This is a genomic window from Bradyrhizobium sp. USDA 3311 (assembly GCF_054062495.1).
In genome coordinates this window covers 6,067,897-6,085,152 of the sequence record NZ_JBSSFI010000001.1, presented here as the reverse complement: position 1 = coordinate 6,085,152, position 17,256 = coordinate 6,067,897, and the positions used below count along the sequence as shown (strand labels likewise).

General features: G+C 64.0%; 15 protein-coding genes. 9 read left to right on the top strand and 6 right to left on the bottom strand.

The features are described 5' to 3' along the window. Window positions 1-91 precede the first annotated feature (91 nt). Window positions 92-649: a helix-turn-helix domain-containing protein gene (locus ACVWW6_RS29210; protein ID WP_038967570.1), complete on the bottom strand. Its 558-nt coding sequence runs from the start codon at window positions 647-649 to the stop codon at window positions 92-94. Window positions 650-1,343: 694 nt separating this feature from the next. Between ACVWW6_RS29210 and ACVWW6_RS29205 the strand changes: the two genes are divergently transcribed. The 6 genes from ACVWW6_RS29205 (at window position 1,344) to ACVWW6_RS29180 (ending at window position 8,161) form a co-directional block, all read left to right on the top strand. After that, entirely contained in the window at window positions 1,344-3,332 is a 1,989-nt protein-coding gene (locus ACVWW6_RS29205; protein WP_456683194.1) for a TonB-dependent siderophore receptor, read from the top strand. 57 nt (window positions 3,333-3,389) lie between these two features. Then, window positions 3,390-4,679 (top strand): siderophore utilization protein FsrB, encoded by a 1,290-nt coding sequence (fsrB, locus tag ACVWW6_RS29200; protein WP_456681805.1) that lies wholly within the window; start codon window positions 3,390-3,392, stop codon window positions 4,677-4,679. A 200-nt stretch (window positions 4,680-4,879) separates the two neighbouring features. After that, complete coding sequence (locus ACVWW6_RS29195) at window positions 4,880-5,098, top strand: DUF6894 family protein (protein ID WP_038967569.1); 219 nt, start codon at window positions 4,880-4,882, stop codon at window positions 5,096-5,098. Between the two features lie 124 nt (window positions 5,099-5,222). Further along, complete coding sequence (locus ACVWW6_RS29190) at window positions 5,223-6,050, top strand: hypothetical protein (RefSeq protein ID WP_456681804.1); 828 nt, start codon at window positions 5,223-5,225, stop codon at window positions 6,048-6,050. A 178-nt stretch (window positions 6,051-6,228) separates the two neighbouring features. Further along, window positions 6,229-6,642 carry a hypothetical protein gene (locus ACVWW6_RS29185; RefSeq protein WP_456681803.1) on the top strand — a complete coding sequence of 138 codons (414 nt, stop codon included), beginning with the start codon at window positions 6,229-6,231 and terminating at the stop codon, window positions 6,640-6,642. Window positions 6,643-6,769: 127 nt separating this feature from the next. Next, window positions 6,770-8,161: a Dyp-type peroxidase gene (locus tag ACVWW6_RS29180; RefSeq protein WP_456681802.1), complete on the top strand. Its 1,392-nt coding sequence runs from the start codon at window positions 6,770-6,772 to the stop codon at window positions 8,159-8,161. Window positions 8,162-8,346: 185 nt separating this feature from the next. Here the strand turns inward: ACVWW6_RS29180 and ACVWW6_RS29175 are convergent, their stop codons facing one another. The 3 genes from ACVWW6_RS29175 to ACVWW6_RS29165 all read right to left on the bottom strand — a co-directional run bounded on the left by ACVWW6_RS29175 (window position 8,347) and on the right by ACVWW6_RS29165 (window position 10,547). Next, window positions 8,347-8,709, bottom strand: a complete 363-nt coding sequence (locus ACVWW6_RS29175) for a hypothetical protein (RefSeq protein ID WP_231166479.1) — start codon at window positions 8,707-8,709, stop codon at window positions 8,347-8,349. A gap of 206 nt (window positions 8,710-8,915) precedes the next feature. Continuing rightward, window positions 8,916-9,038, bottom strand: a complete 123-nt coding sequence (locus ACVWW6_RS29170) for a hypothetical protein (RefSeq protein ID WP_256380385.1) — start codon at window positions 9,036-9,038, stop codon at window positions 8,916-8,918. Between the two features lie 312 nt (window positions 9,039-9,350). After that, entirely contained in the window at window positions 9,351-10,547 is a 1,197-nt protein-coding gene (locus tag ACVWW6_RS29165) for a M24 family metallopeptidase (protein ID WP_028174043.1), read from the bottom strand. Between the two features lie 478 nt (window positions 10,548-11,025). On the opposite strand from ACVWW6_RS29165, the gene ACVWW6_RS29160 reads away from it, so the two are divergent. The 3 genes from ACVWW6_RS29160 to ACVWW6_RS29150 are packed head-to-tail and all read left to right on the top strand — an operon-like array spanning window position 11,026 to window position 15,632. Then, window positions 11,026-12,045 carry a TRAP transporter substrate-binding protein gene (locus ACVWW6_RS29160; RefSeq protein ID WP_011087282.1) on the top strand — a complete coding sequence of 340 codons (1,020 nt, stop codon included), beginning with the start codon at window positions 11,026-11,028 and terminating at the stop codon, window positions 12,043-12,045. A gap of 15 nt (window positions 12,046-12,060) precedes the next feature. Continuing rightward, window positions 12,061-13,950 carry a TRAP transporter large permease gene (locus tag ACVWW6_RS29155; protein ID WP_456681801.1) on the top strand — a complete coding sequence of 630 codons (1,890 nt, stop codon included), beginning with the start codon at window positions 12,061-12,063 and terminating at the stop codon, window positions 13,948-13,950. A gap of 20 nt (window positions 13,951-13,970) precedes the next feature. Then, window positions 13,971-15,632, top strand: coding sequence for an acyl-CoA synthetase (locus ACVWW6_RS29150; RefSeq protein WP_456681800.1), 1,662 nt, complete (start codon window positions 13,971-13,973; stop codon window positions 15,630-15,632). Window positions 15,633-15,661: 29 nt separating this feature from the next. Here the strand turns inward: ACVWW6_RS29150 and ACVWW6_RS29145 are convergent, their stop codons facing one another. Both ACVWW6_RS29145 and ACVWW6_RS29140 read right to left on the bottom strand, forming a co-directional pair. After that, window positions 15,662-16,459 (bottom strand): MBL fold metallo-hydrolase, encoded by a 798-nt coding sequence (locus ACVWW6_RS29145; protein ID WP_404522344.1) that lies wholly within the window; start codon window positions 16,457-16,459, stop codon window positions 15,662-15,664. Between the two features lie 13 nt (window positions 16,460-16,472). Then, window positions 16,473-17,249, bottom strand: coding sequence for a TatD family hydrolase (locus ACVWW6_RS29140; protein WP_011087286.1), 777 nt, complete (start codon window positions 17,247-17,249; stop codon window positions 16,473-16,475). Window positions 17,250-17,256 lie beyond the last annotated feature (7 nt).

Sequence of the window (17,256 nt, the reverse complement as noted above, 5' to 3'; positions counted from 1 at the left end):
ACAAGCTTCTACACACCGGAGAGCTCAATGCGCTTTCCGGCAACGCTCGCGGCTGCAGCCAGCGAGTGATGTCGCCTTCGTCAGCGTGAATTCACTCCGCCGCCAGTTCGACCTCGCTCGCGGTGGGCAATCCGATCGACGGCGGGCCGGCAACCAGGCTGTCGAGGTCGACCAGCAGCAGATCGGCAATGTGGGTGAGCTGGTGGAGCGGGATGCTGATCTCGCCGTTCTCGGCACGTGACACGTAATCGGGCGAGACGCCAATGAAGTTCGCAATCTGGAGCTCGGTATAGCCCCGTGCTTCGCGCGCGCCGCGCACCTGCGCGCCGATATGCTGCCGGTGCAGAGCCTGCTCTGCTTCGGTCATCATGAGGGCTTGCTCGTCCAGGCTCGCAACACCGTCCGCGAATGCGACGCCGAGCAGTCTGCGCTTCTGCCATGCCACACGACAGGGTTTTCGCAGCCCGTCGGCAAAGATCAGCGTGGCCTCCTTCGGAAACGACAGCGACCAGTCGAGCTTCAGCCTTGCGCCCGTGCCTGATACGTCCGAGATCGTGCAGGGGATGCTGACGATGCCTCTGGCGCCGTCAAACTCGATGATCCCGGTCCTCGCGGTCGGTTGCCTGGTCGCAGCGCGCAATTCGCTCATGGACGTCGAACCCCGGGTGCCCAGCACGCGCTGGCACAGAACGTTGCGGCGCGTTCCGCAAAATGAATGAAGTATCCCGCAGCTGAATCTACCTCCTGGGTTCCTCAGGCTCAATCGAGCCTGGCGGGCATGGTAAAGGATTCGTTCTCCGCGCTCGCCTTCGATGTCGGCGGATGTCCTGTCCGGTCGATCGATCGTGTTCGTCTAGAAGGATTCCAAATCCGGAGCACATGCACGTTGGGTCGCGCATGGGCGCATTCGCCGCAGTTGCTGCGCACAGCTCTGGAGAAATTCTAACGCTGTTCCTATCGCACTCCGAAATCGCCTGCGTTAGGGCGGGGCATCAAGAACGATACCGGCAAAGCCGGCAGTGCGTGGGGCCTCGCAAGACGTGACCAACTTCCAACTTCCTTCGCGTTCCCAAACGCGTCTTCGACAGCTTCAGGTGTTTTTCTTCGGCGCCGTCAGCACATTTTCTCTCGTCGCCCCCTTCGGTTCGGTGCAGGCGCAGACGCAAATTCCCGCGGTCTCCGTTGAAGCGCCGGCTCAGCGTGCCCGTCCCGCGGCGGTTGCTTCGTCGCGACGGTCGGCAACGACGCGCAGCTCCCGCACCAATCGTCACGCTCCCGCGCAGCAAGCCGCGCCAACCCAGTCGGCCTCGAACGGCGCCACCGGCGAACGCGCCAACGGTCCGGTGCGCGGGTTCGTCGCCACGCGCAGCGGCACCGCCACCAAGACCGATACGCCGCTGATCGAAACGCCGCAGTCGGTGTCCGTCGTCACCACCGACCAGGTCAGGAACCAGGGCGCGGTCTCGATCGGCGAGGCCCTGCGCTACACCGCCGGCGTCAGCGGCGACGTCAATGGCGGTTCGGACACCCGCTTCGGCGCCCTCCAGATCCGCGGCTTCGACACCACCATGTCGGGCCTCTACGTCGACGGCCTGCGAATCCCATCGAGCAACTACGTGCATTTCAACGGCCTCGATCCCTACGGCGCCGAGCGCCTCGAGGTCCTCAAGGGGCCGTCCTCGGCGATGTATGGCGGCAGCGGCACCGGCGGCATCCTCAACTACGTGACCAAGCTGCCGACCGCTCAGCAGTTCGGCGAGGTCTCGGTCTCCGGCGGCAGCTTCAACCGCTATCAGGGCCAGTTCGACATGGGCGGCTCCGCCAACAAGGACGGCACCGTGCTGTGGCGGCTGACCGGCGTGGTCCGCGACGGCGAGACCCAGGTCGACTTCACCAAGGACAACCGCGTCTTCATCGCGCCCGCAATCACCTTCAAGCCGAACGAGGACACCACCATCACGATCCTGGCCAACTACCAGAGGGACCGGGCAGGGTGGGGCCTCCAGTTCCTGCCCGCCTCAGGCACGGTGTGGCCGAACAACGGCCGCACCATCCCGGTCTCGTTCTTCGCCGGCGTGCCGAGCTTCAACGCGTTCAACACCGAGATCGCAACCGCCGGCTACCAGCTCTCGCACAATTTCACCGACAACATCACGTTCCGGCAGAACCTGCGCTACGCCTATCAGCACAACGAGGAAAAGGTGTTTTACGGCGGAGGCTATACCGACGAGGCCGCGGGGCAGCTCGCGCGTTTCGGCAGCTACAGCAACTCGTACATCAACTCCTTCGCGGTGGACAACCAGCTCCAGGGCAAGTTCACCACCGGCATCCTCAGCCACACCACGCTGGTCGGGATCGACTATCGCAACACCTCCTTCCGCGACACCGCCTTTGGCGTCACGACCTCGGCCCCCGAGATCAACGTGTTCAATCCGGTCTATAGCTACGATTGGACCATCGGCGCGATGAGCGACAACACCGGCGTCAAGCAGTCGCAGGTCGGCCTCTACGCGCAGGACCAGATCAAGCTCGGCCGGCTGTCGTTCCAGCTCGGCGGTCGCCAGGATTTCGTCACCACGCAGGTCGACAGCGGTATCTTCGACACATCGGTCTCGAAGGATGCTTCGGCCTTCACTGGCCGCGCCGCCGTGATGTACAATTTCGACAACGGCGTCGCGCCGTATTTCAGCTATTCCGAGTCGTTTCTGCCGGTGCTCGCGACCGGACCGGGCGGCCAGCTGCTCAACCCTGAAACCGGCGTGCAGTACGAGGTCGGCGTCAAGTACCAGCCGATCGGATGGAACGCGCTGTTCACCTTCGCCGCCTTCGACCTGACGCGCGACAACGTCGTCACCTACGCGCCTCCGCTGAACGTTGCTGAGCAGACCGGTCAGGTGAAATCGCGCGGCATCGAGCTCGAAGGTACCATGTCGCTCGCCGACGGCTGGAACCTGCGCGCCGCCTATGCCTACGTCGACGCCATGCTCACGCAGGATCCGGTGAATGTCGGCAAGGCGCCGGTCACCGTGCCGCTCAACCGTGCCTCGCTGTGGAGTGACTACACGCTTCAGAACGGGCCGCTCGCCGGCCTCCAGTTCGGCGGCGGCGTCCGCTATGTCGGCGCGACCTGGGGTGACGATGCCAACACGTTCAAGGTGGGAGCCTCGACCGTGCTGGATGCGCTTGTTGCCTACACCAGGGACAATTGGCGCCTGTCGCTGAACGTCACCAACCTTGCCGACACGCGCTATGTCGCCGCCTGCTACAGCCTGTCGGGCTGCTTCTACGCGGAAGGACGCAAGGCCATCGGCAAGCTGACCTATCGCTGGTGAGTTCAAATTGAAAACGATCCGGCAAGCGGGACCGGACCTGTTTAGTGAGAGACGACGATGAGAGCGATATTCGGCGGGCTGCATCGCTGGGCGGGACTGCTCACGGCCGGATTCCTGTTCTTCTCCGGCATCACCGGCGCGATCATTTCCTGGGATCACGAGATCGACGACGTCCTGAACAGCCACCTGTTCGACGTCACCAGCAAGGGACCGGCCATTCCCTCGATCGAGCTCGCCAAGCTGATCGAGCAGCGCGATCCCCGCACGCGCGTCGTCTATCTCTTCATGACGCCGGAGGAGGGCCACTCGCTGTGGTTCTTCATCATGCCGCGGATCGATCCCGCGACCGGCAAGCGCTATGCCCTCGACTACAATCAGGTCTTCCTCGATCCCAACACCGGCGTCGAGCTGGGGCGGCGCTATTGGGGCGCGGTGTGGCCGGTGACGCGGGAGAACTTCGTCTCGTTCCTCTACAAGCTGCACTACACGATGCACATCCCGGAGTTCTGGGGCAGCGATCGCTGGGGCATGCGCCTGCTCGGCATCATCGCCATCATCTGGACCATCGACTGCTTCGTCGGCTTCTACCTGACCCTGCCGTCACGGCGCAGCGCGAAGGCCGCGCGGGCGCCGCAAGTCACGCGCCAGCTCGAACGCGGCTTCTGGGCGCGCTGGGCGCCGGCCTGGACCATCAAGACGTCGGGCAGCGCTTACCGGATCAATTTCGACATCCACCGCGCCTTCAGCCTGTGGACCTGGGGCGTGCTGTTCGTCATCGCCTTCACGGCGTTCTCGCTGAACCTCTATTTCGAGGTGTTCTCGCCGCTGATGAAGATGGTGTCGAACTACACGCCCACGCCGTATGAGCAGCGGCCGTACCGCGATCTCGACAATCCGATCGAGCCCAAGGTGACATTTGCCGACATCGCCGCGCGCGCGGCGGCCGACGGCAAGGGGCGAGGGTGGTCCACTCCGGTCGGCGCGCTCAGCTACGGCCCCGCTCACGGGGTCTATGCCGCCGCCTACTTCCATCCCGGCGACGACCACGGCGCCGGCGGCGTCGGCCCGGCGCAGCTCTATTACGACAGCGAGGACGGCCGTCCGCTCGGCGCGCGTCTGCCCTGGGTCGGCACCGCCGCCGACATCTTCGTGCAGGCGCAGTTTCCGCTGCATTCAGGCCGCATCGTCGGACTGTTCGGCCGCATCCTGATCTCGATCATGGGGCTGGTGGTGGCCGCGCTCTCGGTCACCGGCGTCGTGATCTGGTGGCGCAAGCGCCGCGCCCGTGTCCGGGTGCGCGAGACCGCCGCGATGCGCCTGAGCCGGCAGCTCACGCCGGCGGAGTAGGGCGCTCACGCCCCCGCCGGTGATCGCAACGGCTTACGCGTTGATCGGAATCAAATCCGCCCCTGGGAACCTCCGCTAGCTTCGCGGGGTGTTTAACCCGATTTGCAGTTGCGTCAGCCAGGGCTTGGAGGCCCATGTTTGCTGTCCTCTCCGATAAGAGGGCCAGGCACTCCAGGACAGGTGGACGCGAGAGGATTGTGATGCGCACTTACTATTTCGACATGAAGGATGGCGTTCCGGCTCGGGATAAGTCAGGTCTGGAGTTTGGAAGCGATGGCGCCGCCATTGCCCACAGCAAGAGCCTGGCGGAAGACGTTCGCACGAAAAGGCCGGGAGGACATCCAGATCTCCGGATCGTCGTCATCGATGAGAACGGCCGCGAAGTTCATCGCGAGCCGGTATATTCGAAGAACCGTTGACCATCGCGGTCCACTTGCGCCGGCGGAGCAGGGCCCCACGACGGCGCGGCGACCACCACGCATGAACCTTCCCGCGAAACAGAGGCACCAAGACTGAAGACAGCTCTTGCTTCGTGGGATCGTTATGAAGTGCCTTGCCTTACTCTGCCTGCTCGTCCTGGCTGCGCCTGCCCATGCGGCCACTCCCGAGCAGCGCTATCTCGAGCTGCGCGATCGCTACATCGCAAAGTTCTCGAAGGCTGCGGAAAACGACGAGACCTCCAGGCAGCACGATGCGGCGCTCGACGAGCTGACAGGCGTGCTGCGCGGCTTGGTGGGGCCGGTCGCGATCAAGGGGCTTCCGGCAGAGGGCAAGTCGAACGCCGATACGCTTTTCAAGGGTGACTCAGGCTTCGGCCATCTCGACGGGCTCGGTTTTGCGTCGGAAGGCGACAAGCTGCAAGCCGTGGTGACGACCACGGCGCTGCTCAAGCACTGGCTGCGCGAGCATCGCGAGGACGGCATGCCGCAGGAGACCGGCGCCGCATTCAAGTCGGATCGCTTCTACTATCAAGCGATCCAGGACTCCGCCTTCGCCAAATATGCCGAGCTGCCGGTCACCAAGCCCGCATCCGCGAGCGCCGCGGTTGCGGTGCTCGGCGTGCGCGGCAATGGCGATCTGAAGGGGCCGCCGCATGAAATCGACGTCGTCGCGATCCAGGGCGAGAAGGTCTTCTTTCTCGCCTCATCGGACGCCGTGAAGACGACGCCGATCCCGGCCTGCGAGAAGGTCTGGAAGCAGATGATGGCGAGGCCCATCGACAAGAAGGATCCGCGCGGCGACATGACCCGCGAAGACAATGCCATGACGGCCTTCACGGCGTGCTTCGCCAAGGAAGCGCCAAGCCAGAGCTGGTTCGCGGCCGCCGTCAAGAAGGCGCAGAGCCAGTTGGACCTTCTGCCGCTGCGCTAGCTTTGCTGCATCGTCACGACCTTGGCCGGCCGGTGCCTTTGCACGTCAAATGACAACCAAAAATGTCAGCACAGGCGCCATAATGACGCGGGCGCTCCGAAGTCGGCGAAAAGATTCGCTTTCAATTCCCTGCTGCAATGATAACATCCCCAAGTTGTATTTTTTAAGGACATTTCCCATGACCCATGCGCTCAATCTCACGCTGAAGATCAAACAGGATGCCGCGACACAGGCGCAATTGAAGAACCTCGAGGCGATCTTCGCCGACAAGGTTCAGCCCTTGATCGAAGCGGCGCTGAAGAAATCCAGGATCGTTCATTTCGCGCGCGTCGTCGTCATCGGCAACGAGTACATCCAGGTCATCACCGAATATGAGGGCTCGCATCGGGAATACACCGAATTCTTCCGGCGCGAGCTCACCCCGGTCTTTGCGGCGATATTTTCGCTGGCAGATATGGGCGACAAGGAGCTGGACGTCACGAACCCCAATGCATTTTTCGAATTCTCCAAGAATCGCAACGAGCGTTCGCTGGGCAAGGCGACCGATGGCTCGACGGACATCAACGGCCGGCTGGCTGTTCTCGGCTTATGACCACATGACGGTCGAGGAGATCCTGACAAAGCTCGGGAAATAGCATTGCGGGCACATTCGCTCGCCTGTTGAGCGACGTGCCCGGCTCTGTGGCTGGCTATTGAGCGTTCCCACAAGGACAGATGCGATGGTGGATCTTGCCAATTTGCAGGCGATCATTGCCCGAAGCTCCACCAAGCCGCTGCTCGCGGTGCTGCTGTTCAAGTTCGGCGACGCCGGCCGTGCCCGGGAATTCCTGCGCCAATGGATACCGCGGACTGCGGCGGGAAGGGCGCCGGACCCCGCTGGGCCGGCCTTCCACTTCATGTTCAGTTGGAAAGGTATAGAGGCGCTGATGGCGGGGCGTCCCGGCTTCGACGTGGCGCAGGGGCGTCGGGAGTTCGACGTCTTTTTCGTGGATCCGGCGCAGGCGCCGGACGGCGGCGTCGCGGAGCAACTCGGTTTCTCCGGAACCAGCGCTCCGGCTGCGTGGTGGGATGGCAAGTTCAAGTCGGGTGATGTCGATCTCGCCATTCACATCGGGTTCGACACAGCCGAGCAGAAATCCGATTGCCTCGCAGAATTGCGACAGTCGGCGGCAAGCTTCGGTGTGCAGGAATTAACGCTCGAAGGTTGGGACTACAGCGCGCTGTCCGGCAGTCTGCCGGCCGACGGCCGCCTGCATTTCGGCTACCGGGATGGAATTACCGCCCCCAACATCGACTGGCAGGACGCTGGCACGCCCGGCACGGTCGACTGTCGCGAGATCGTCGTCGGTTATCCGAACGAAGCGTTTCCCACGGCGCCGCACAATCCCGGCCCATGGCAGGACTTTGCGCGGGATGGCTCCTTTGTCGGCTTGTCGTGGGTGTATCAGGACGTCGCGGGCTTCAACAAATTCCTTCAGGACAACGCGCCGCTGGCGGCGCCGCATGTCGGCCCGGAACTGGCCGAGGAGTGGATCGCCGCAAAGCTCATGGGACGCTGGCGGCACGGATCGCCGCTGTCCAGGTTTCCGGACGCACCGCCGTCGACCCCGCAATTGGATGATTCATTCGGCTATGGCGACGATCCGGATGGCGTCAAATGCCCGCTCGGGGCCCACATTCGAATTGCCAATTGCCGCGATCAGCCGATGAAATATGCCAATCACGTTCGCTTTCCGAAAGGGCCGCCGCGCGTCATCCGACGCGGATTCTCCTATGGGCCCCGCCTGGACAGCGTGCAGGACGATGGCAAAGACCGCGGCATCGTCGGGCTCTTCTACTTCGCCAGGATCAACGAGCAATTCTATACGATCCTGAGATGGATGCAGAAGACGGAGTTCGCCGATGCCTACAAGAAGCTCCCGAACGGCTACAATGCCCAGGATGCCCTGACCGGGAATCGCCGATATCCGAAGGCTGAAACCCAGTTCTTTGTCCCTCTGAAGGACAACTCCTCCGTGACCTTTCGGTTGGAGGAATTTATCCGTTTCAAGGGGGTTGCAGTCCTGTTTGCGCCGAGCATGAGAGCGCTCAATACGATGATTTCAGCCTAGCGCGCAGTGCCGCCGCGATTCCAGCCGCGGCCGCCCTCAGCCGCTGATCGTCCCCTCACGCGAGTATCTGGCATTACGGTTCAGCACGTAGCCGCAACGGGTGATCAAGCGCGCGCTCGATGGCACGCTGATTGGGAAGGGTCAGTGACAGAGACTGCCGCGCCCAAACAGCGTCATTCGTGCCCTCAGTACGGGGAGTAGTATTGGCGGCGATAGGGATAGGCGTCGCCGTAGTACCCTGGCGCAGCGTACCTTGGCTCGTAGTACCCGGGCCCGTAATTGCTGGACCCGTAGGCCCCATAGGCGGCGGCTCCAGCCGCGGCGCCCAAGATGCCGAGCCCGATTGCGGCCCCGGGAGCGCCGTAGTAGCCGCGACCGCGGTAGTGGCGTCTGTAGTAGACCTCTGTCACTGCGGACGAAGAAACCGCTTGCTTCAGGAGACTCGTGCTCGGCGAGATCGGAGCTGCCCCTGACGGGAGCACCGAGCCGAGGATCGCCGCGCCGAAGAACGAGACGGCAACCACGCATTTCATTGTCTGCTGGTTCATGATCGTATCCTTTCGAATTTGGAGCATCTCAAGCGGCAAGTCACTTGCGTGCCACTGGCCGAGAAAGAAGCTCGACGCGGGGCACTCTTGAGGGGCGCTGGTGGCGGCGGATTTGAGGATTCGTGGTTCTAACGAACTCACAGACCCGCCTCCGTACTCACGCTCCGACTTAGCCGATTACTTGGCGCAAGTTACTTGGCACAAGTTTACTTGGCGCAAGTCTTGTCCGCCTTCATAGCTGCTTCTGCCGAAGCCTTTGTCGTGTGAGCGGCGCCGACAACCTTCATGGTGCCGCCGGCAGGCTGGCTCTCGACGATCTGACACTTCATGGTCGCGGTATCCTGAGCCAGGTAGAACGAGGAGGGCGATTGGCCAACGGTCTTGCCCGTCTCAGCTGCGACTGACGGAGAAGCGAATGCGAGAACGGCGACTGCCGCCAATAAAATTCTTTTCATAGTATCCACCAATTGTTACGCGTCCGGATCGGACAAAGAATGAACAGGGCGGACCGACAAGGGTTCCCGCGATCGCCGATTTGTTTTTTGCGCGTGCACTGATGGAACGAAAAACAATGCGCTTGGGCGGAAGCCGTGCGCAAGAAATCACGCAGAGTGCCTCAGCCGGCGTGCGACCCAGTCAGATCAAAGCGCACTCCCACCGCGATTCCAGCCGCGGCCGCCTTCGCCAAAGATCTCGTAGCCGGCCGCCGTCACCGCGACCGTGTCCTCGAGCTTGATGAAGCCGCGCTTCGGATGCTTCATCGTGGTTTCGATCGAGACCACCATGCCGGGCTCTAGCGGCAGCCGTGCGTCCGTGTCGTCATAGGGAACCGGACCCGTGGCGGTCAGGCGAGGGGCCTCGTGGCTGACGAGGCCCATGCCGTGGGCGAGGAAATCGGTGCAATCACGCTGGGTGATCTGGGCGAGCTGCCGCTTGGCCGCGACGTAGATGTCGCCGCCCATGGCACCCGGCCGGACCGCGGCGAAGGCGGCGCGCTGCACCGCCTCGATCTCGGCCAGACAATCCCTGAGCTCGGCATCGGGCTCGCCCAGCACCGCCATGCGGGCGAGGTCGCCGATATAGCCGTGAAAATTGCCGCCGGAGTCGAGCGACAGCACCTCGCCTTGCTCCCACCGCTGCGCCGACGGCGCGCGGTTGTGGCTGTTGCCGCAGGCCAGCAGGCAGTATTCGAAGGTGAGCCCGCGGTTGACCTCGGCGATGCGCAGTGCGTCCGACAATTGCTGCTTGGTCGTGCCGGGACCGTGCCCGGCGATCACCTCCAGCATCGCGGCGATCACCAATTCAGACGCAGTCTTCAGCTTGGCCAGTTCGTCCGCGGACTTGACCGCGCGCAGACGCTCCAGGACGAGGAGGGCGTCCTTGAGCGCGGCGCCGGGCAGGGCGTCGGCAAGCGCCCGGCCCGCATCCATCGGCAGGAACGCCATCTCGACCCCGACCCGCTTCATCGGCACGCCGGCGTCCTTCAGGGCCGCGACGGCCCGCGTGATCGCGTCGACCGAGCCGCTGGACTCGGTCCGGACCTGCGGCACCCAGGGCGGCGCCACGACGCGCTGATGGGTCTCCAGGCGGTGGCCGAGATAGACGGACTTTTCCGGCGCGCCCTTGGGATAGACCAGGACGGGCAGATAGCGGCTGACGCCCATGGCATCCATGTAGTCGAAGAAGATCGCGCGCTCGGCCCCGAGCAGGTACTGCACGTTGTGCTTGGAGGTCGCGATGAGTACGTCGAGGCCGGCTGCTTCCATCAGGCGGTCGAGCTTGGCGGCATCGAATGGAATAGCGCGCGAGCCGGTCGCGCCGGCGACGTTCAGCTCCATGATGGACCTCCCAATAGGCGACGGTTTGCACCGCCTGTGTTCTTGCCTGCGACCATCCGAGCGACCGTCGGATCGTCGCAGCGCGCCGCGAATGTCCGCCGGGAGCGGGGTTCTGGGTAGCTGCGGATTTGGCTGGCCTGACCTGCACGACCATATCCATGATTCGCATAAGGTATATTATGGAATATATTTATATACAATCAGATCAAATATTTAGACGGAATTCCTGCCATCCCGGCTTCGCTCCGGCGCGACTTTCGGCTCGGCCCTCGAACGTCGTCCCAACTCTTGACGGCTACTGTGCATGGGGTTGTTTTTCGCTTTTTGAATCCGGCTCCATGTGCCGAAAGCGATATTGCGGTGAGTTGGTCCGGCTGCAATAAGCGAGGCTTCGCGAGATCGCAGATGACCTTCTGACTTTCCGTCCGTATAGGTTTGCGTCTCAGAACAACAACAAACCTTCCGAGGAAGCAGACCCATGAGCTTTTCCCGACGCACGCTTCTCAAGGCCTCCGCCGCGACCGCGGTCCTGGGCGGCCTCAGCGCGCCCCATGTGGCCCGCGCCCAGAGCGCCGAGTTCAGCTACAAATACGCCAATAACCTGCCGGACACCCATCCGCTGAACGTGCGCGCCAGGGAGATGGCGGCGGCGATCAAGAGCGAGACGAACGGCAAGTTCGACCTTCAGATCTTTCCGAACAACCAGCTCGGCTCCGACACCGACATGCTGAGCCAGATCCGCTCCGGCGGCGTCGAGTTCTTCACGCTGTCGGGCCTGATCCTGTCGACCCTGGTTCCGGCCGCGTCCATCAACGGCATCGGCTTCGCGTTCCCGGACTACGACACGGTCTGGAAGGCCATGGACGGCGATCTCGGCGCCCATGTCCGCGGCGAGATCAAGAAGGCCGGCCTCGAGGTCATGGACAAGATCTGGGACAACGGCTTCCGCCAGACCACGTCCTCGACCAGGCCGATCACCGGTCCCGACGACCTCAAGGGCTTCAAGATCCGCGTGCCGGTGTCGCCGCTGTGGACCTCGATGTTTAAGGCGTTCGATGCAGCGCCCGCCTCGATCAATTTCAGCGAAGTCTATTCCGCGCTCCAGACCAAGATCGTCGAGGGTCAGGAGAACCCGCTGGCGATCATCTCGACCGCAAAGCTCTACGAGGTGCAGAAATACTGCTCGCTGACCAACCACATGTGGGACGGCTTCTGGTTCCTGGCCAACCGCCGCGCCTGGAGCGCGCTGCCGGAGGACGTCCGCACGATCGTCGCCAAGAACATCAACGCCGCCGCGGTCAAGGAGCGTGAGGATACCGCCAAGCTCAATGCCAATCTCCAGCAGGAGCTCGCGGCCAAGGGCCTGACCTTCAACCAGCCCGCGGTTGCGCCGTTCCGCGACAAGCTGCGGACCGCCGGCTTCTATGCCGAGTGGAAGGGCAAATATGGCGATCAGGCCTGGGACCTCTTGGAGAAGGCCGTCGGCAAGCTCTCGTAACGCGTTGGGGCCGTCATGGCTCATGTCGAGGTTGAGGTGACCGAAGCGGCGGGCGAGGTGGCTGTTCAGTCCCCTCGCCGAGCCTCTCTGCTGGCTTCGCTCGAACGCCTCCTCGGCCTCGCCGTCGAAATCCCGGCGGCGACCCTGGTCGTCGCCGAGATCGCGATCCTGTTTGCCGGCGTGGTCGCGCGCTACGGCCTGCACCGACCGCTGATCTGGTCGGACGAGCTCGCCTCGATCCTGTTCCTGTGGCTGGCCATGCTGGGCGCGGCGGTCGCATTCCGCCGCTCCGAGCACATGCGCATGACCGCCGTGGTCGCAAGCGCCGGACCCGCGATGCGGGCCTATCTCGACCTGGTCGCGACCGCTGCGGCGCTGGCGTTTCTGGCGCTGATCGTGTGGCCGTCCTGGGACTACGCTTACGAGGAAAGCTTCATCACCACGCCGGCGCTCCAGATCCCGAACATCTGGCGGGCCGCCGCGCTGCCGGCCGGCATCTGCCTGATGGCGGCGTTCGCGCTGCTGCGGCTGCTGCGCGCCGCCGATGTCCGCATGGTGCTGACGGCCGTGATCTCCGTTGCCGTCGTCGTCGGTCTGTTCTGGCTGGCGCAGCCATATCTGCGGCCGCTCGGCAATCTCAACCTTGTCATCTTCTTCGTCGGCGTCGCCGGATTCTGCGTCTTTGCCGGCGTTCCCATTGCGTTCGGCTTTGGCCTCGCGATCTTCGGCTATCTGGCGCTGACCACGCGCACGCCCGTCATGGTGCTGATCGGGCGGATGGACGAGGGCATGAGCCATCTCATCCTGCTCTCGGTGCCGCTGTTCGTGTTCTTGGGCCTGCTGATCGAGATGACCGGCATGGCGCGGGCCATGGTGGCGTTCCTGGCGAGCCTGCTGGGTCATGTCCGCGGCGGCCTGCACTACGTGCTTGTCGGCGCCATGTACCTGGTCTCCGGCATCTCCGGCGCCAAGGCCGCCGACATGGCCGCGGTCGCGCCCGTGCTGTTCCCGGAGATGAAGCAGCGTGGCGCCCGTCCCGGCGATCTCGTCGCGCTGCTTGCGGCGACGGGGGCCCAGACCGAGACCATTCCGCCGAGCCTCGTGCTGATCACGATCGGCTCGGTTACCGGCGTCTCGATCGCGGCGCTGTTCACCGGCGGCCTGCTGCCGGGCGTCGTGCTCGCGATCACGCTCTGCATGCTGGTGTGGTGGCGCTACCGACACGAGGACATGAGCCATGTCCGCCGTGCCACGGTGGGCGAGATCGGCAGGACCTTCATCGTCGCCCTGCCCGCGCTCGCGCTGCCCTTCGTGATCCGCTACGCCGTGGTCGAGGGCATCGCCACCGCCACCGAAGTCTCCACCATCGGCATCGTCTATGGCGCCCTGGTCGGCCTCCTGGTCTATCGCCGCTTCGACTGGCGGCGGCTGTTTCCGATGCTGGTCGAGACCGCGGCGCTGTCGGGCGCGATCCTCCTGATCATCGGCACGGCCACCGGCATGGCCTGGGGCCTGACGCAGTCAGGCTTCTCGCGCTCGCTGGCGGCGGCCATGACGGGACTGCCGGGCGGCGCGGCGACCTTCATCGCCGTGTCCATCCTGGCCTTCACCATTCTCGGCAGCGTGCTGGAGGGCATCCCGGCGATCGTGCTGTTCGGGCCGCTGCTGTTCCCGATCGCCCGCGCCGTCGGCGTGCACGAGGTGCACTATGCGATGGTGATCATTCTGGCCATGGGTATCGGGCTATTCGCCCCGCCCTTCGGCGTCGGCTATTATGCCGCCTGCGCCATCGGACGCGTTGACCCGGCCGAAGGCATCAGGCCGATCTGGGGCTATCTGCTGGCGCTGCTGGTGGGGTTGATCATCGTCGCGATCTTCCCCTGGATCTCGATCGGATTTCTTTGAAGCGCTTTGAGGAGGTGTCGATGAGCGAACGGCAGAACCCGTACAATATCGGCCTCGACAAGACGCCCGCCAACTACGTGCCGCTGAGCCCGCTGAGCTTTCTCGCGCGCAGCGCCGCGGTCTATCCCGATCACGTCAGCACGGTCTATGAAGGCCGCAGCTTCACCTGGGCACAGACCTATGAGCGCTGCCGGCGCTTTGCGTCGTATCTCGCCGGCAAGGGCATCGGCGTCGGCGACACCGTGGCGGCGATGCTGCCGAACATCCCGGCCATGAACGAGGTGCACTTCGCGGTGCCGATGACCGGCGCCGTGCTCAATGCGCTCAACATCCGCCTCGATGCACCGTCGATCGCGTTTCAGCTCGATCATGGCGGGGCCAGGATCATCCTGGTCGATCCCGAGTTCTCTAGCGTCATCGCCGATGCGCTGGCGCAGATGAGCGGACCGAAGCCGTTCGTGATCGACGTCGACGATGCCGCCTTCAAGGGGGGAATGCGCATCGGCGAGATCGAGTATGAGGCCGCGGTCGCGCAAGGCGATCCTGATTTCACCGCGATCCCGCCCAGGGACGAATGGGACGCGATCGCGCTGAGCTACACCTCGGGCACGACCGGTAATCCCAAGGGCGTCGTCACGCATCATCGCGGCGCTTATCTCAACGCCGTCAGCAACATCCTGGCCGGCAATCTCGGCCAGCATCCGGTCTATCTCTGGACGCTGCCGATGTTCCATTGCAACGGCTGGTGCTTCCCCTGGACCATCGCGGCCTCAGCCGGCATCAACGTCTGCCTGCGCAAAGTCGAGCCGACCAAGATCTTCGAGTTGATCAAGCAGCACGGCGTCACCCACATGTGCGGCGCGCCGATCGTCTACAACACGCTGATCAACGCCCCCGACGCGCCCAAGGAAACGCCAACGGGCAATGCCGCCCGCCGCGTCGTCGGCCTGATCGCCGGCGCCGCGCCTCCGGTTGCGGTGCTGGAAGGCGCGGAAAACATCGGCATCAAGCTCACCCACGTCTATGGCCTGACCGAGGTCTACGGCCCCGCCTCCGTCTGCGCCGAGCAGCCCGGCTGGGACGAGCTTCCGCCGGCCGAACGCGCGCGGATGAAGCGCCGGCAGGGCGTGCCCTACCCGCTCGAGGAAGGCGTCACCGTCATCAACCCGCAGACCATGCAGGAGGTGCCGCGCGACGGCGAGACCATCGGCGAGGTCATGTTCCGGGGCAACATCGTCATGAAGGGCTACCTCAAGAACGAGAAGGCGACGAAGGAGGCCTTCGAGGGCGGCTGGTTTCACACCGGCGATCTCGGCGTGCTTGACGAGCACGGCTACGTCATCATCAAGGATCGCTCCAAGGACATCATCATCTCGGGCGGCGAGAACATTTCCTCGGTCGAAGTCGAGGACATCCTCTATAAGCACCCGGCCGTGCTGTTCGCCGCCGTGGTCGCCAAGCCCGATCCGAAATGGGGCGAAGTGCCTTGCGCCTTTGTCGAGCTGAAGGACGGCGCCAGCGCGACCGAGGCCGAGATCATCGCCTTCTGCCGTTCGCACATGAGCGGCTTCAAGACGCCGAAGGCAATCGTGTTCGGGCCGATCCCGAAGACGTCCACGGGCAAGATCCAGAAATTTCTGCTGCGCAACGAGGTGGGATCAGCGAAGGCAATAACCGCCTGAGCTGATCTCCCGTTTCAAGGCTGCTGCGCTCAGCGCGTCTCCAGCCGCAGGCCGTCGTACGCCGGCACCACGCCCGGTGGCAGCGACTGCCGGATGACTTCGTAATCGACGTCGGCCGTCATGTTGGTGATGACCGCGCGCTTCGGCTTGAAACGTTCGATCCAGGACAGCGCGTCATTGATGCTGAAATGGCTGACATGGCTGGTGTAGCGCAGCCCGTCGACAATCCAGAGGTCGAGATTTTCCAGCGCGCCCCAGCTCTCGCGCGGGATGTCGTTGAGGTCGGGCGTGTAGGCGGCGTCCCCGATGCGATAGCCGAGCGCGGGAATGTTGCCGTGCTGCACCAGGAAGGCCGTCATCATCACGGCGCCGCCCTTCCCCAGAATGGTCTGGTTTTCGCCCGCCTCGATCGAATGCCGCGTCAGGATCGGCGGGTAGTCGCTGCCCTCCGGCGCGATGAAGCAATAGGAGAACCGCGACAGGATGTCCTTGGCGGTCGACTGGTTGAAGTAGGTCGGGATACGCCGGCGCATGTGCATGACGACCGAGCGCAGGTCGTCCATGCCGTGGGTCTGGTCGGCATGCTCGTGGGTCAGGAACACCGCGTCGATGTGGTCGACATTGGTCGAGAGCAATTGCTCGCGCAGGTCCGGCGAGGTGTCGATCACGATCCGCGTGGTGCCGTGCTCGGACGTCCGTTCGACCAGCAGCGAGCAGCGGCGGCGGCGGTTCTTCGGATTGCTCGGGTCGCAGGCGCCCCAGCCGAGCGCCGGGCGCGGCACGCCGGCGGAGGAGCCGCAGCCCAGGATCGTCAGCGTCAGCGTCATGCGGCTCCCGGAATCAAGCTGTCACCTTGGAGAACAGGCGGAAGAAGTTTTCGGTGGTCTGGCGCGAGATCTCATCAAACGACACGCCACGCGCTTCAGCCAGCACTTTTGCGACCTCGACCACATAGGCCGGCTCGTTGCGCTTGCCCCGGAACTTGCCGGGCGCAAGGTAGGGCGAGTCTGTTTCAACCAGAATACGGTCAGCCGGCAACTCGGCCGCGAGCGCGCGCAGCGCCTCCGACTTCTTGAAGGTCAGGATGCCCGTGAAGCCGATGTACAGGCCGAGCGATACCGCCTTCAGCGCCAGCTCGCGCCCGCCCGTGTAGCAATGCAGCACGGCGCGAAACGATCCGCGTGCTACCTCCTCTTCCAGGATGCGGCCGCAATCCTCGTCCGCCTCGCGGGTGTGGATCACCAGCGGCAGGCCGGTCGCGCGTGCAGCCGCGATGTGGGCGCGAAAGCCCCTCGCCTGCGCTTCCGGCGAGCCGTTGTCGTAGAAATAGTCGAGCCCGGCCTCGCCGAGCGCCACGACCTTGGGATGCTGCGTCAACGCGATCAGCTCGTCCGGCGAGATGCCGTCCTCCTCGTCCGCGTTGTGCGGATGGGTGCCGACCGAGCAGTAGACGTCGTCGTAGCGCTCGGCGATGGCCAGAAGCTGGTTCAACTTTCGCACCCGCGTCGAGATCGTGACCATGCGGCCGATGCCGGCCGCTCGCGCACGTGACACGATCCCGTCGAGATCTTCCGCAAAATCGGGAAAATCCAGGTGGCAATGACTGTCGACAAGCATCGTGCGA